Origin of the sequence: Hymenobacter caeli (genome assembly GCF_013294115.1) — a bacterium.
GTDB classification, from domain to species: domain Bacteria; phylum Bacteroidota; class Bacteroidia; order Cytophagales; family Hymenobacteraceae; genus Hymenobacter; species Hymenobacter caeli.
Map to the genome: position 1 here is coordinate 61616 of NZ_JABSNP010000018.1, position 13185 is coordinate 74800.

Sequence of the window (13185 nt, forward strand, 5' to 3'; positions counted from 1 at the left end):
TTCTACTTTTTACCTGCTTTTCATCAGCCGTTTTATCCCCGGTTTTTTACCCTGCTATGCTCGACCGTACCGTTGCCCCTCCCGTTCAGCCGCTGGCCCGCGTGGCCCTGCCGGCCACGGAGGTGATGACCCTGCCCAACCACGCCCGCCTGCACACGCTGGCCAACGACGCCCAACCCGTGGTGCGCCTGCAAGTGGCCCTGCCCGCCGGCAAAATTGCCGAGCCCCGGCCCAGCCTGGCCCTGCTCACCGCCCGGGCGCTGCTCGAAGGCACGGCCACCCGCACCGCCCGCCAGATTGCCGACGAAGTGGCTTTCTACGGGGCCTCGCTCGACTGCGATTCGGGGCCCGACCGGGCGCTGCTCACGCTGCACTGCCTCACGCGGCACCTGCCCACGCTGCTGCCACTGGTGCACGAGGTGCTCACCCAGCCCGCCTTCCCGGCCCCGGAGCTGGCCCAGCTGCAAACCCGCACCGTGCAAAACGTGCAGGTAGAGCGCCGCAAGGCCGGTTACCGCGCCTCCGAGCGCTTCAACCAAAACCTGTTCGGGGCCGCCCACCCCTACGGCCAACTCTTCGACGAAGCCGCTTTCCAGGCCCTTACCCGGGCCGAGGTGCTGGCCTTCCACCGGGCCACGTACCCGCTGGGCGGGGCCGAGATATTCTTGTGCGGCGACGTGGCCGGCCACCAGCAGCTGGTGGCCGATACCCTGGGCGGGGGCCCGGCCGCGGGCCCCGCGCTGGTAGCCCCGGCCCCGCCGCTGGCCGCGTTCCAGCCCACCACCGACCACGTGGCCGTGTCCGGCAGCTTGCAGGCGTCGCTGCGCATCGGGCGGCCCTGGCCCGCGCCCCAGCACCCCGATACCCACCGCCTGAACTTGCTGATCAAGGTGCTGGGCGGCTACTTCGGCTCGCGGCTGATGCGCAACATCCGCGAAGACAAGGGATTAACCTACGGCATCTCGGCCAGCGTCAGCAACCGCGAGCGGGCCGCGGCCCTCACCATCGGCACCGACGTGAAAGGCGACAGCGCCCCGCTGGCCGTGGCCGAAATCCAGCACGAGCTGCGCCGCCTGCAAGACGAACTCATCCCGGCCGACGAGCTGGAGACGGTGAAAAACTACACCCTGGGCAAGTTCGCCAACGACCTGTCCACCGTGTTCGAGCAAGCCGACAAGTACCGCAACATCGTGCTCATGGCGCTGCCCGCCGATTACTACGCCCAGTTCGTGCAGCAAATCGAAGCCGCCGACGCCCCCGCCCTGCAACGCCTGGCCCAGGAATACCTGTCGCCAGCCGCCATGCAAGTGGTGGTGGCCGGGGCCTGAGGTGGAGTCAGGGAAGCTGCCTAACTCGGCAGTCTAAGAGGTTTTCACCGCAGAAGACGCAGAAGGCTGCGCGGAGGAATCGCAGAAGAACGACCCCCGCGATTCCTCCGCGCAGCCTTCTGCGTCTTCTGCGGTGAAAACACCTGCTTTGAAAGCCGCTGCAAGCAGCTTTTCAACCCTTCTTTTTTGACGCGCTACCCTGTCATCTCCGCGCTCACGCCTTCACGTCCTGAATGGCCGGGGGCCCAGGGTTGTAATCGGCCGTGGCCGTGAGCTGCTCGGCGGTGCGCTTGCCCTGGTCGTCGCGCAGGTCGCGGCGCTTGAACGGGCGGATGATGAGGCGCAGGGCCTGGTCGGAGCTGAAGTAGCTGAAGGCCCAGTCCACCAAAGCCACCACCTTGTTGCGGAAGCCCACCAGCGTCATCAGGTGGACGAACAGCCAGGTGGCCCAGCCAAAAATGCCGTTGAAGTGGATGCCCTTGGGCAGGTCCACCACGGCTTTGTTGCGGGCCACGATGGCCATCACGCCTTTGTTGAAGTACTCGAAGTCCTTGGGGGCCTCGCCTTTGGTGAGGCGCACTATGTTGGCGGCCAGCAGCGAAGCTTGCTGCTGGGCCACGGGGGCCAGCATGGGCAGGCCCTTGGGCATCTCGCCGGTCACGAGGTTGGCCACGTCGCCGATGGCGAACACGTTAGCCAGGCCCTGTACCTGGTTCCACTGGTTCACGGTGATGCGCTTGTTGCGCGTCAGCACGGCTTCGGGCAGGCCGGGCATGGCCGCCCCGTTCACGCCGGCCGCCCAAATCATGTTTTCGGTCGGAATAAACTCCGTGTCGGAATAGTACGCTTTGCAATCCTCGAATTTCTTCACCGACGTGTTGACGCGCACTATCACGCCCAGCTCCTTGAGGTAGCGGCTGGCATCGGCCTGCGACGCCTCCGACATGGGCCCCAGCAGCGCCGGGCCGGCCTCTACCAGAAAAATCTGCATCTGCTGGAGGTCCAGCTCGGGGTAGTCCTTGGGCAGCACGTGCTTGCGCATCTCGGCCAGCGAGCCGCTGATTTCGACGCCCGTGGGGCCCCCGCCCACCACCACGATGTTCATCAGGGCCTGGCGCTGGGCCGGGTCGGCGGTGAGCAGGGCCTTCTCAAAATTCTGAAAAATGAAGCTGCGCAGGTTCAAGGCATTCGGGATGCTCTTGATTTGCATGGCGTTGCGCTCGATGCTCTCGATGCCAAAAAAATTGGTGAGCGAGCCGGTGGCCAATACAAGGTAGTCATAGTGAATCTCGCCCACACTGGTGTGCAGCGTGCTAGCAGCCGTGTCCACGCCGGTGGCGTCGGCCATGCGGAAAAAGAAGTTGCGCTGGCCCGCGAAAATTTTGCGCACCGGGTAGGCGATGCTGTCGGCTTCGAGGGCCCCCGTGGCCACCTGGTACAGCAGGGGCTGGAAGTTATGGTAGTTGTTGCGGTCCACGACCACCACTTGCACCGGGGCCTTGGCCAAATCTTTGGCTAGCTGCAGACCGCCGAAGCCGCAGCCCACGATAACAACCCGCGGCTTATCGGAAAAAGGAACATTTGTATCCATGAGGCATTGAATAGAAGAAAGCTGGTAGCTAAACTTCTATATAAACCCCAAAAACCGTCCGTTGGTTACCAGCCAGTTACTATGGGCCCCGGCCAAGCTGAACGCGGCGGCACTTCGGTGCGTGCAAAACGGAAACGCTCCCGTTGCAGCTGGGCAACTGCGCACCGGGGCCTTGGCGGGAAACGGCGCATCGTGCCGTTTTGCATTGCTATTTAGTAATCGACGCCTTCCTTCTTCTTGAACTCGCCGTCCTTGACCTGCTTCACAAATTTCAGCCAGCTGAACGGGTTGGTGAGCGGGTTGTTGGCTTGCAACGACTGGCCCAGGCCCATGCGGGCCTGGTAGTCTTGCTGCTGCAAGCTCATGGTTTGGCGGTAGGCGGCCGTCGAACTCATGGGCAGCGTGTTGAAAATGCGGCGCATGGTCTGCTCGTTGAGGGCATCGGCCCCCGGCGTGCGACTCTCACTCGGGATGGCCATGGCTAGGAAGGCCCGCTTAAACTCGCGCTCCGTGGCGTAGGGGAACACCCGTACTTCGGGCAGCAGCGTCGCGTCTTCCCGCATTTCGACCACGACCGAATAGCTCTCGCGCTGGTAGTCGTTAGGAATTTTAAAGGTTTGGTTGGCGTAGCCCAACGAGCGAATCACGACGCTGTCACCCGCCAGTACGGCCACCGAAAAGTAACCGTAGATGTTGCTGATGGTGCCGCGGCCAGCTTTGGGCACGTACACCGTAGCCCCGGGAATGCCGAGCAAACTGTCGCCGCTGGCCACGATGCCGGTGAACTGAATTACCCGGCGCTTGCCCTGGGCCTGGGCCCCGGGCGCGGCCAGCAGCAGCAAAACGCCCACCAACACGGCGGCAAGCGCGAACGAAAACCCCCGGGGGCGGTTGGTGGTGAGCATGGTGGGTGGGCTAGTAGGCAAAGATACAACCCCCAAGGCGGGCTGAGCCGTACCTTCGGACAACGGAAAACATACGAAGGCTACCCGCCTCCAGACACCAGATGCGCTTGAAACATTTCACGGTTGCGTTCGGCCAACAAATTTTTAAAGCTTTCGGCGACGAAAGCCGGGTGCGCATCCTCCATTTGCTGTGGCGAAACCACGAAATGGTGGTGGCCGACCTCGAGCAGGTGCTCGACTTTACCCAAACCAAAACCTCGCGCCAGCTGGCGTACCTGAAGAACGCGGGCCTGGTGAGCGTGCGCCGCCTCGACAACTGGATGTTTTATTCGTTGAAGGACGAAATCCTCGACCTGGCCCAGCAGCTGCTGGGCTTCATGGAGCGCGACCCGCAGCTGCTGCGCGACCAGCAGGTGTACCAAACCCTGTGGTCGAACCGCGAGCTGGCCGCCTACAAGCTCCAGAACCGCCACTGGACGGGCGGCGGGGCCCCTCCGCAGTAGCCCCCCGCTGGGGCCGCCAGACGCTGGAACTGCCCCGCCCACCACTCATTAAGCAATAATTGATGCCCTACGCGAATCACCTATTTGTTTGCACCCACCAGAAAAGCGGCGTCGGCCGCGACGTAGCCAAGGCCCTGAAGCACGCCATTAAAGACCAAGGGCTGAAAGCCGTGGTGGCCAACGGCCGGAAGCTGCGCAACGCCGTGCAGGAGTGCGACTGCCTCGACCGCTGCAAGCACTGCAAAAAAGGCTCCGGGGCCGCCTTGGTGGTGTACCCAGAGGGCCTGTTTTACGGCGACGTGCACCCCAAAGACTGCGCCGCGCTGGTGCGCGAGCACCTGGGCGAAGGCCGCCCCCTGGCGGCGCTGCTGCTCGACGACAAATAAGCTCCTTCCGCATGGCCTACCGGCACCTGTTTTTTGACCTCGACCACACGCTGTGGGACTTTGAAACCAACGCCAACGAAACGCTGGCCACCCTGCACGCGCGGCACGGCCTGGCCCAATACGGCGTTGGCCTGGCCGATTTCAACCGGGTGTACAACGACGTGAACCACGCCCTGTGGCGCCTGTACCAGGCCAATAAGGTGACGCAGCAGCAGCTGCGCGACGTGCGCTTCCCGCGCACCCTGGCCAAGCTGGGGGTGGCCGCGGCCGACGTGCCCCCCACCCTATCGGCTGAGTTTACCGACATCCTGCCCGAGAAATCGGCCGTGTTTCCGCAGACCCACGAAACCCTGGCTTACCTGCGCGGCAAGTACACGCTGCACCTGATTACCAACGGCTTCGAGGACATGCAGCACCGCAAGCTGGCCTCGTCGAACCTGACGCAGTACTTCGACCAGATTATTACTTCTGAGCACAGCGGCCACCTCAAGCCCGACCCCCGCATGTTTGCCCACGCCCTGCAAGCCGCCGGAGCCACCGCCCCGGAAAGCCTCATGGTGGGCGACAACCTGGAGTGCGACGTGCTGGGGGCCCACAACGCGGGCATCGACCAGGTGTACTTCAACCCCGCCAAGCGCCGACACTTCGTCCAGACCACCTACGAAATCAGCAGCCTGGACGAGCTACGGGAATTCCTGTAAACCGGTGGCCGGGCGGAGCCGCTACCTTTGCGGCCACCCACCCACCGCCACCAAAACCGCATCTGCACCATGGCCAACGCCTTTTTTAACGTCCCGACGCCTCTCAACGAGCCCGTGAAGGGCTACGCCCCTGATTCGCCCGAGCGGCTGGAGCTGGTGAAGATGCTGAAGGAGCTGAAGCGGCAGGAGCGCGACATTCCGATGCACATCGGCGGGCAGGAAGTGCGCACCGGCCGCCGCCTGCCCCTGCACCCGCCCCACGACCACCAGCATGTTTTGGCCCACTTCCACGAGGGCGACGCCGGCCACGTGACGCAGGCCATCGACGCGGCGCTGGCCGCCCGCCCGGCCTGGGCCGCCCTGCCCTGGGAGCACCGCGCCGCCATCTTCCTCAAAGCCGCCGACCTGCTGGCGGGGCCCTACCGCGCCCGCCTGAACGCGGCCACCATGCTGGGCCAGAGCAAGAACGCCTTCCAGGCCGAAATCGACGCGGCCTGCGAGCTGATTGACTTTTTCCGCTTCAACGTGGCCTTCATGCAGGAGCTGTACGGGCAGCAGCCCATCAGCTCGCCGGGCATATGGAACCGCCTGGAGCACCGTCCGCTGGAGGGTTTCGTGTTCGCCCTCACCCCGTTCAACTTTACCTCCATCGCCGGCAACCTACCCACTTCGGCGGCCCTGATGGGCAACGTGGTGGTGTGGAAGCCCGCCTACCCGCAAATCTATTCGGCCCAGGTGCTGATGGAATTGTTCAAGGAAGCCGGCCTGCCCGATGGCGTCATCAACCTGATTTACGTGGACGGCCCCGTGGCCGGCGACGTCATTTTCAAGCACCGCGACTTCGCCGGCATCCACTTCACCGGCTCGACCAAGGTGTTCCAGACCATCTGGCAGGAAATCGGGCAGAATATCTCCCGCTACAAGTCGTACCCGCGCATCGTGGGCGAAACCGGTGGCAAGGACTTCATCCTCGCCCACCCCTCGGCCCACGCCAAAGCGGTGGCCACGGCCATTACCCGCGGGGCCTTCGAATACCAGGGCCAGAAGTGCTCGGCCGCTTCGCGGGTGTACCTGCCTTCGAACCTGGCCGACGAGATTCTGGGCTACGTGAAGGAAGACCTCGCCACCGTTAAAATGGGGGACGTGGAGGACTTCGGCAATTTCGTAAACGCCGTCATTACCGAAGTTTCGTTCGATAAGCTGGCCCGCTACATCGACGGGGCCCACGCCGACCCGGATGCGGAAGTAGTGGCCGGCGGCACCTACGACAAGACCAAGGGCTACTTCGTGGCCCCCACCGTCATCGTGGCCCGCGACCCGAAGTACGTGACGATGTGCGACGAGCTGTTCGGGCCCGTCGTGACGGTGCACGTGTACGACGCCGAGCAGTTCGAGGCCACGCTGGACCTGGTGGACGGCACCTCGCCCTACGCCCTCACCGGGGCCGTGTTCGCGCAGGACCGCTACGCCATCGACCTGGCCAGCCAGCGTTTGGTGAACGCCGCCGGCAACTTCTACATCAACGACAAGCCCACCGGGGCCGTGGTGGGCCAGCAGCCCTTCGGCGGGGCCCGCGCCTCGGGCACCAACGACAAGGCCGGCTCCATCCTGAACCTGCTGCGCTGGGTGTCGCCCCGCGCCATCAAGGAAACCTTCGTGCCCGTGACCGACTACCGCTACCCCTTCCTGGGGGCCCTGCCCCACGAAGACCTGAACCGCGACAAAGGCTTATAAAAGCCGACGCCGCGTTAGCAGGGCGCTTTCGTGTTTGCACGCCCCTTTTTCGACGCCGCGTCGGCTTTGAAAGGCAGGCCTGCTGATTGGATTTTCCTGCGGGCCAACCCGTTGTGTAGCCCCTATCAAGGGCTTAGCTTAGCCGCGTGAAGCACTTTATACCCGCGGCAATTATTCTTGTCTCCTCATTTCTGACCGCACCGGCCCGGGCCCAATCTACTTTGGGCCTGACGCCGGCCGCGCTGCAAGCCCTCTACCGCGGTACGCCGAACCTGGGGGCCTGGCAGCAAGGCACCACTGGCAGCGGACAGCCTTACGTTCAATTCGTTGACCGGCAGAACAACCTTGTTGTCGTCTCGTACTTCACCGCCGCCGCCGCGCCTGCGGAAGCCCGGGTGACCACCACGGCGGTATCGGGGCCCGTGGTGCCGTTCCTGGGCATTTTCGTCAACAAGTGCGACTCGCTGTACCCGTCGGAGTCTGCCAATGCCTGGACGGACCCGGTGAACCACCTGCGCATCACGGTTGAGGCCAGGGCGGACGTGGCCACCATGCGCTTTACCGCACTGCCCGAGTAAAGAGAGTTTAGCAGCCCCCAGGCCCGGAAGTTCGTCCGCGCCTCAGGGGGCCCGGGCACCGACTTTGCGCCCCAAACCCGCAAGCGCTACCTTTGCCCAACAGCGCCCCTGCGGCGTTTACCTTTCCTACTGACTACTATGCTCCTAGTGCTTCCCGCCGCTGGCTACCAGCCCTCCGACTACCTGCCCATCGTCATTCAATTTGGCCTGGCCGTGGCCTTCGTGACGTTTGCCATGGTGGCCTCGCACCTCATCGGGCCCCGGCGCAAGTCGAAGGTGAAGGACGAGGCCTTCGAGTGCGGCATCGAGAGCGTGGGCAACGCCCGCACGCCCATCTCGGTGAAGTACTTCCTCACGGCCATCCTGTTCGTGCTCTTCGACGTGGAAGTGATTTTCATGTACCCCTGGGCCGTGAACTTCCGGGCCCTGGGCACGGCCGGCTTCGTGGAGATGATTGTGTTCATGGCCCTGCTGCTGGCCGGCTTCGGCTACGTCATCAAAAAAGGCATTCTACGCTGGAACGAAGCGTAGCACGCCCAAACTTTTGCCGGGCGGGCGGTGTTGGGAAAGCGGGCCCCCTGAGCCTTTCCACTTGATATTTTGCTAATTATATGGACACGCGCGTTCCAGAAATAAAAACCGTTGAGGCCCCCGAGGGCGTGGAAGGGGCCGGCTTCTTCGCCACTTCCCTGGAAAAGGTGGTGGGCATTGCCCGCGCCAACTCGCTCTGGCCCCTGCCCTTTGCTACTTCGTGCTGCGGCATCGAGTTCATGGCCACCATGGGCTCGCACTACGACATCTCCCGCTTCGGCTCGGAGCGGCCCAGCTTCTCGCCCCGCCAAGCCGATTTGCTGATGGTGATGGGCACCATCGCCAAGAAGATGGCCCCCATCGTGAAGCAGGTGTACGAGCAGATGGCCGAGCCCCGCTGGGTGCTGGCCATGGGGGCCTGCGCCTCGTCGGGCGGCATTTTCGACTCGTATTCGGTGCTGCAAGGCATCGACCGCATCATTCCGGTGGACGTGTACGTGCCCGGCTGCCCGCCCCGCCCCGAGCAGGTGCTCGACGGCCTGATGCGCGTGCAGGACCTGGCCAAAAACGAATCGTTGCGCCGCCGCAACTCGCCCGAGTACCAGGCCCTGCTGACGTCGTACAACATCAAATAAGCTGTTAGCTTTTGTTTTGGCTGCTGGCTGTTAGCTCTTCAGAGCGAGGCAGGGATGCGGTTGGATGAAAGCTAACAGCTAATAGCTTAAAGCTAACAGCTCAAAAATGATGCCCCAAGACGCTCCCGTTACTTCTGAAGCCGCTGTTGCCGACAACCCGGCCAAAGTGCAAAACGCCCGGGTGCTGGCGCGTTTGCACCAACTATTTGGCGAAGACGCCTTCACCGACGTGGAGGAGCCCTACGGTTTGCTCACGGCCACGACCACCCGGGAACGCATCCACGGCATCATCGCGGGGCTGAAGCAGGACCAGGAAATTGCCCTCAATTTCCTCACCACGATGTGCGGCATCAACTACCCCGAGAACGTGGGTAAGGAGCTGGGCATGATTTACCACCTGCACAGCCTGACCCAGAACATCCGGCTGCGGCTCAAGATATTTTTCCCCGTGGCCGACCCGGTGGTGCCCACCCTGACCGATGTGTACCTGACGGCCAACTGGATGGAGCGCGAGGCCTACGATTTCTTCGGCGTCATCTTCACCGGCCACCCCAACTTAATTCGCATCCTCAACGTGGAGGACATGGACTACCACCCCATGCGCAAGGAGTACCCGCTCGAAGACGGCACCCGCGAAGACAAAACCGACCTGTTTTTTGGCCGCTAAGCGGCCCCTGATTCCTACGTCATGGCAGTAAACGACACGCTGGAAGGCACCCACCACATCATCGAAGAAGCGCACGAACAGCAGGACAAAATCCTGCTGCCCATGCACAACGACTTCAACCAGGAGCTGACGACCCTCAACCTGGGGCCTACGCACCCGGCCACGCACGGCATTTTCCAGAACATCCTGCAAATGGACGGCGAGCGGATCGTGTCGGGCGTGCCCACCATCGGCTACATCCACCGGGCGTTTGAGAAGATTGCCGAGCGCCGCCCGTTCTATCAGATTACGACCCTGACCGACCGGATGAACTACTGCTCCAGCCCCATCAACAACCTGGGCTGGCACATGACGGTGGAGAAAATGCTGGGCGTGACCGTGCCCAAGCGGGCCCAGTACATGCGCGTGATTATGATGGAGCTGGCCCGCATCTCCGACCACCTCATCTGCAACTCCATCCTGGGCGTGGACACGGGGGCCTTCACCGGCTTCCTGTACGTGTTTCAGGAGCGGGAGAAGATTTACGAGATTTACGAAGAGGTGTGCGGAGCCCGCCTCACCACCAATATGGGCCGGGTGGGCGGCATGGAGCGCGACTTCACGCCGGTGGCCATCGAGAAGCTGCGGGCCTGGCTGAAGTCCTTCCCCGCCGTGATGAAGGAGTTCGAGTCCATGTTCAACCGCAACCGCATCTTCATGGACCGGGTGGTGAACGTGGGCGGCATCTCGGCCGAAAAGGCGCTGGACTACGGCTTCACGGGCCCCAACCTGCGGGCCGCGGGCGTGGACTACGACGTGCGGGTGATGAACCCGTACTCGTCCTACGAGGACTTCGAGTTCGACATCCCGGTGGGCACCAACGGCGACACCTACGACCGGTTCATGGTGCGCAACGAGGAGATCTGGCAGAGCCTGCGCATCATCAACCAGGCGTTGGACAAGCTGCCCGAGGGCCCCTACCACGCCGACGCGCCGCACTACTACCTGCCGCCCAAGGACGCCGTGTACAAAAACATGGAGGCCCTGATTTACCACTTCAAAATTGTGATGGGCGAAATCGACGCCCCCGTCGGTGAAGTGTACCACTCGGTGGAGGGCGGCAACGGCGAGCTGGGCTTCTACCTGGTATCGGACGGTGGGCGCACGCCCTACCGGCTGCACTTCCGCCGCCCGTGCTTTATTTACTACCAAGCCTACCCCGAGATGGCCGTGGGCACCACCCTCTCCGACGCCATCGTGATTCTCTCGTCGATGAACGTCATTGCCGGCGAGCTGGACGCTTAGTTTCTGATTGATATAGACCGATATGCAGCCTACCACCGCTCCTGCCAAGCCGCAATTTTCGCCCGCCGCCCAGGCAGAAATCAAGCGCATTATTTCCCGCTACCCCGCCGAGCGCAGCAAGTCGGCCTTGCTGCCGCTGCTGCACATCGCGCAGGCCGAGTTTGGTGGTTGGGTAAGCCCCGAGGTGCAGGATTTGGTGGCCGAGACGCTGAATATCCGGCCCATCGAGGTGTACGAAGTGGCCACGTTCTACACCATGTACAACCTCAAGCCCGTGGGCCAGCACGTGCTGGAAATCTGCCGCACGGGTCCCTGCATGCTGCGCGGCTCCGACGAGCTGACGGCCCACCTGGAGCGCCTCACCGGGGCCAAAGTGGGCGAAACATCGCCCGATGGCCACTTCACCTTAAAGGAAGTGGAGTGCCTGGCCGCCTGCGGCTTTGCCCCCGTGGTGCAGGTGCGCGAGCAGTACTACGAAAGCCTCGACACCCCCGAAGCCGTGGATGCCATGCTGAGCGAGTTGCGCGGCCAGATTCACCGGCCCATTTTGCCGTGGGAGGAAACGGGCTTGCCTACCTCGCTGCAAAACAATTAGCATCATGGCTGACCAGAACCAGGAGTTGCCGCTTGTCGTGTCCGAGATTTTGATTGAGATGCACGAGCTGCGGGGCGGCATTAAGCAACTACAAACCGTGACGGTTCACCTCAGCCACAGCGTGGAAAAGCTCGAGGTTGAGATGCGCGAAGTGAAGGGTGTAATCGGCCAACTAGCATCTTCCATGAATACGCTGGCCGGCTCAGTTAAAGCCTTGACGGAAGAAAGTCGGAACAGCACCGAAATGCTCATCGCGGCTTTTCGGGAAGAAGGACTTTACGTGCGGCAACTGTTGCAACAGCACGATGCCCGCATCACTCGCTTAGAAAACAATTAATTTAGCCAATACGATGGGACGCAAGCTCTTAACCGAACACGTTAACGTTGAAGGCATCGAGACCTTCGAGGTGTACCGCAAGCACGGCGGCTACCGCGCCGTGGAAAAGGCCCTCAAAACCATGACCCCCGAGGAGGTGGTGGACGAGGTGAAGAAGTCGGGCCTGCGCGGGCGCGGCGGCGCGGGTTTCCCCACGGGCATGAAGTGGAGCTTCCTGGCCAAGCCGGAGGGCGTGCCGCGCTACCTCGTGTGCAACGCCGACGAGTCGGAGCCCGGCACCTTCAAGGACCGCTACCTGATGTCGAAGCTGCCGCACCTGCTCATTGAGGGCATGATTGCCGGCAGCTACGCGCTGGGGGCCCGCACGAGCTACATCTACATCCGCGGCGAGCTGCTGTACGTGCTGCGCATTCTGGAGAAGGCCATTGCCGAGGCTTACGCGGCGGGCTTCCTGGGCGAGAACATCTTGGGCTCGGGCTATTCGCTTGATTTGTATGTGCACCCGGGCGCGGGGGCCTACATCTGCGGCGAGGAAACCGCGCTGCTGGAATCGTTGGAAGGCAAGCGCGGCAACCCGCGCAACAAGCCGCCATTCCCGGCCGTGCAGGGCCTGTACGCCCGCCCTACAGTGGTGAACAACGTGGAAAGCATCGCCTCGGTGGTGCCCATCCTCAACGACGGCGGCGACGAGTATGCGAAGCTGGGCGTGGGCAAAAGCACGGGCACCAAGCTGTTTTCGGCCTGCGGCCACCTCAACAAGCCCGGCATCTACGAGCTGGAATTGGGGCTGCCGGTAGAGGAGTTTATTTATTCTGACGAGTACTGCGGCGGCATCTGGAAAGGCCGCGAGTTGAAGGCCGTGGTGGCCGGCGGCTCGTCGGTGCCCATTCTGCCCAAAGAATTAATTCTGAAAACCGCGGCCGGCGAAAACCGCCTGATGACCTACGAGTCGCTTAGCGACGGCGGCTTCGTGACGGGCACCATGCTGGGCTCGGGCGGCTTTATTGCGATGGACGAAACGACGTGCATCGTGAAGAACACCTGGAACTTCTCGCGCTTCTACCACCACGAAAGCTGCGGCCAGTGCTCGCCCTGCCGCGAAGGCACCGGCTGGCTGGAGAAAGTGCTGCACCGCCTGGAGCACGGCCACGGCTCGATGCACGACATTGACCTGGTGGTGAGCGTGGCTAAGCAGATTGAGGGTAACACCATCTGCCCATTGGGCGAGGCCGCGGCGTGGCCGGTGGCCGCCGCCGTGCGCCACTTCCGCGACGAATTCGAGTGGCACGTGAAGCACCCCAAAGAAGCCACCCAGCCGGGGGCCGTGTACCGCGGCGCAGGCGTGTTGGTTTAACTTAGCTAAATGAACGTCATGTCGAGCGCAGCCGAGACATCTCGCGTGCGGCGGTA

At 62.9% G+C, this 13185-nt stretch carries 15 protein-coding genes; 13 read left to right on the plus strand and 2 right to left on the minus strand.

From position 1 onward, the window contains the following. Positions 1-56 precede the first annotated feature (56 nt). Positions 57-1328 carry a M16 family metallopeptidase gene (locus HNP98_RS16890; RefSeq protein WP_173811344.1) on the plus strand — a complete coding sequence of 424 codons (1272 nt, stop codon included), beginning with the start codon at positions 57-59 and terminating at the stop codon, positions 1326-1328. A gap of 214 nt (positions 1329-1542) precedes the next feature. Here the strand turns inward: HNP98_RS16890 and HNP98_RS16895 are convergent, their stop codons facing one another. Both HNP98_RS16895 and HNP98_RS16900 read right to left on the minus strand, forming a co-directional pair. Continuing rightward, positions 1543-2919: an NAD(P)/FAD-dependent oxidoreductase gene (locus HNP98_RS16895; RefSeq protein ID WP_173811345.1), complete on the minus strand. Its 1377-nt coding sequence runs from the start codon at positions 2917-2919 to the stop codon at positions 1543-1545. 212 nt (positions 2920-3131) lie between these two features. Then, entirely contained in the window at positions 3132-3824 is a 693-nt protein-coding gene (locus HNP98_RS16900; RefSeq protein ID WP_173811346.1) for a carboxypeptidase-like regulatory domain-containing protein, read from the minus strand. 101 nt (positions 3825-3925) lie between these two features. Between HNP98_RS16900 and HNP98_RS16905 the strand changes: the two genes are divergently transcribed. The 12 genes from HNP98_RS16905 (at position 3926) to nuoF (ending at position 13129) form a co-directional block, all read left to right on the plus strand. After that, complete coding sequence (locus HNP98_RS16905; RefSeq protein ID WP_173811347.1) at positions 3926-4327, plus strand: ArsR/SmtB family transcription factor; 402 nt, start codon at positions 3926-3928, stop codon at positions 4325-4327. Positions 4328-4389: 62 nt separating this feature from the next. Next, entirely contained in the window at positions 4390-4713 is a 324-nt protein-coding gene (locus HNP98_RS16910) for a (2Fe-2S) ferredoxin domain-containing protein (protein ID WP_173811348.1), read from the plus strand. A gap of 11 nt (positions 4714-4724) precedes the next feature. After that, on the plus strand, positions 4725-5414 hold the full coding sequence (locus tag HNP98_RS16915; RefSeq protein WP_173811349.1) for a YjjG family noncanonical pyrimidine nucleotidase: 690 nt from the start codon (positions 4725-4727) through the stop codon (positions 5412-5414). 69 nt (positions 5415-5483) lie between these two features. Continuing rightward, positions 5484-7148, plus strand: coding sequence for an L-glutamate gamma-semialdehyde dehydrogenase (pruA, locus tag HNP98_RS16920; RefSeq protein WP_173811397.1), 1665 nt, complete (start codon positions 5484-5486; stop codon positions 7146-7148). Positions 7149-7294: 146 nt separating this feature from the next. Beyond that, the gene (locus HNP98_RS16925; protein WP_173811350.1) at positions 7295-7726 is read left to right on the plus strand and encodes a hypothetical protein; all 432 of its coding nucleotides are present in this window, start codon (positions 7295-7297) and stop codon (positions 7724-7726) included. A 138-nt stretch (positions 7727-7864) separates the two neighbouring features. Next, positions 7865-8257 (plus strand): NADH-quinone oxidoreductase subunit A, encoded by a 393-nt coding sequence (locus HNP98_RS16930; RefSeq protein WP_173811351.1) that lies wholly within the window; start codon positions 7865-7867, stop codon positions 8255-8257. Positions 8258-8337: 80 nt separating this feature from the next. Continuing rightward, a complete protein-coding gene (locus HNP98_RS16935) occupies positions 8338-8892 on the plus strand; it encodes an NADH-quinone oxidoreductase subunit B (protein WP_068228506.1) in 555 nt (184 codons plus the stop codon). Positions 8893-8998: 106 nt separating this feature from the next. Further along, complete coding sequence (locus HNP98_RS16940; protein ID WP_246275184.1) at positions 8999-9559, plus strand: NADH-quinone oxidoreductase subunit C; 561 nt, start codon at positions 8999-9001, stop codon at positions 9557-9559. Positions 9560-9661: 102 nt separating this feature from the next. Beyond that, the gene (locus tag HNP98_RS16945) at positions 9662-10843 is read left to right on the plus strand and encodes an NADH-quinone oxidoreductase subunit D (RefSeq protein ID WP_246275191.1); all 1182 of its coding nucleotides are present in this window, start codon (positions 9662-9664) and stop codon (positions 10841-10843) included. Between the two features lie 22 nt (positions 10844-10865). Next, positions 10866-11438, plus strand: coding sequence for an NADH-quinone oxidoreductase subunit NuoE family protein (locus HNP98_RS16950; protein ID WP_173811353.1), 573 nt, complete (start codon positions 10866-10868; stop codon positions 11436-11438). Between the two features lie 4 nt (positions 11439-11442). Further along, positions 11443-11775: a hypothetical protein gene (locus tag HNP98_RS16955; protein ID WP_173811354.1), complete on the plus strand. Its 333-nt coding sequence runs from the start codon at positions 11443-11445 to the stop codon at positions 11773-11775. Between the two features lie 13 nt (positions 11776-11788). Beyond that, positions 11789-13129, plus strand: a complete 1341-nt coding sequence (nuoF, locus tag HNP98_RS16960; RefSeq protein WP_173811355.1) for an NADH-quinone oxidoreductase subunit NuoF — start codon at positions 11789-11791, stop codon at positions 13127-13129. Positions 13130-13185: the final 56 nt, after the last annotated feature.

Coding starts and splice junctions, on each gene's coding strand:
- HNP98_RS16955 (WP_173811354.1), top strand. CDS start 11,443: ATGGCTGACCAGAACCAGGAGTTGCCGCTTGTCGTGTCCGAGATTTTG.
- nuoF (WP_173811355.1), top strand. CDS start 11,789: ATGGGACGCAAGCTCTTAACCGAACACGTTAACGTTGAAGGCATCGAG.
- HNP98_RS16895 (WP_173811345.1), bottom strand. CDS start 2,919: ATGGATACAAATGTTCCTTTTTCCGATAAGCCGCGGGTTGTTATCGTG.
- HNP98_RS16945 (WP_246275191.1), top strand. CDS start 9,662: ATGCACAACGACTTCAACCAGGAGCTGACGACCCTCAACCTGGGGCCT.
- HNP98_RS16890 (WP_173811344.1), top strand. CDS start 57: ATGCTCGACCGTACCGTTGCCCCTCCCGTTCAGCCGCTGGCCCGCGTG.
- HNP98_RS16910 (WP_173811348.1), top strand. CDS start 4,390: ATGCCCTACGCGAATCACCTATTTGTTTGCACCCACCAGAAAAGCGGC.
- HNP98_RS16930 (WP_173811351.1), top strand. CDS start 7,865: ATGCTCCTAGTGCTTCCCGCCGCTGGCTACCAGCCCTCCGACTACCTG.
- HNP98_RS16915 (WP_173811349.1), top strand. CDS start 4,725: ATGGCCTACCGGCACCTGTTTTTTGACCTCGACCACACGCTGTGGGAC.
- HNP98_RS16940 (WP_246275184.1), top strand. CDS start 8,999: ATGATGCCCCAAGACGCTCCCGTTACTTCTGAAGCCGCTGTTGCCGAC.
- HNP98_RS16900 (WP_173811346.1), bottom strand. CDS start 3,824: ATGCTCACCACCAACCGCCCCCGGGGGTTTTCGTTCGCGCTTGCCGCC.
- HNP98_RS16905 (WP_173811347.1), top strand. CDS start 3,926: ATGCGCTTGAAACATTTCACGGTTGCGTTCGGCCAACAAATTTTTAAA.
- HNP98_RS16935 (WP_068228506.1), top strand. CDS start 8,338: ATGGACACGCGCGTTCCAGAAATAAAAACCGTTGAGGCCCCCGAGGGC.
- HNP98_RS16950 (WP_173811353.1), top strand. CDS start 10,866: ATGCAGCCTACCACCGCTCCTGCCAAGCCGCAATTTTCGCCCGCCGCC.
- pruA (WP_173811397.1), top strand. CDS start 5,484: ATGGCCAACGCCTTTTTTAACGTCCCGACGCCTCTCAACGAGCCCGTG.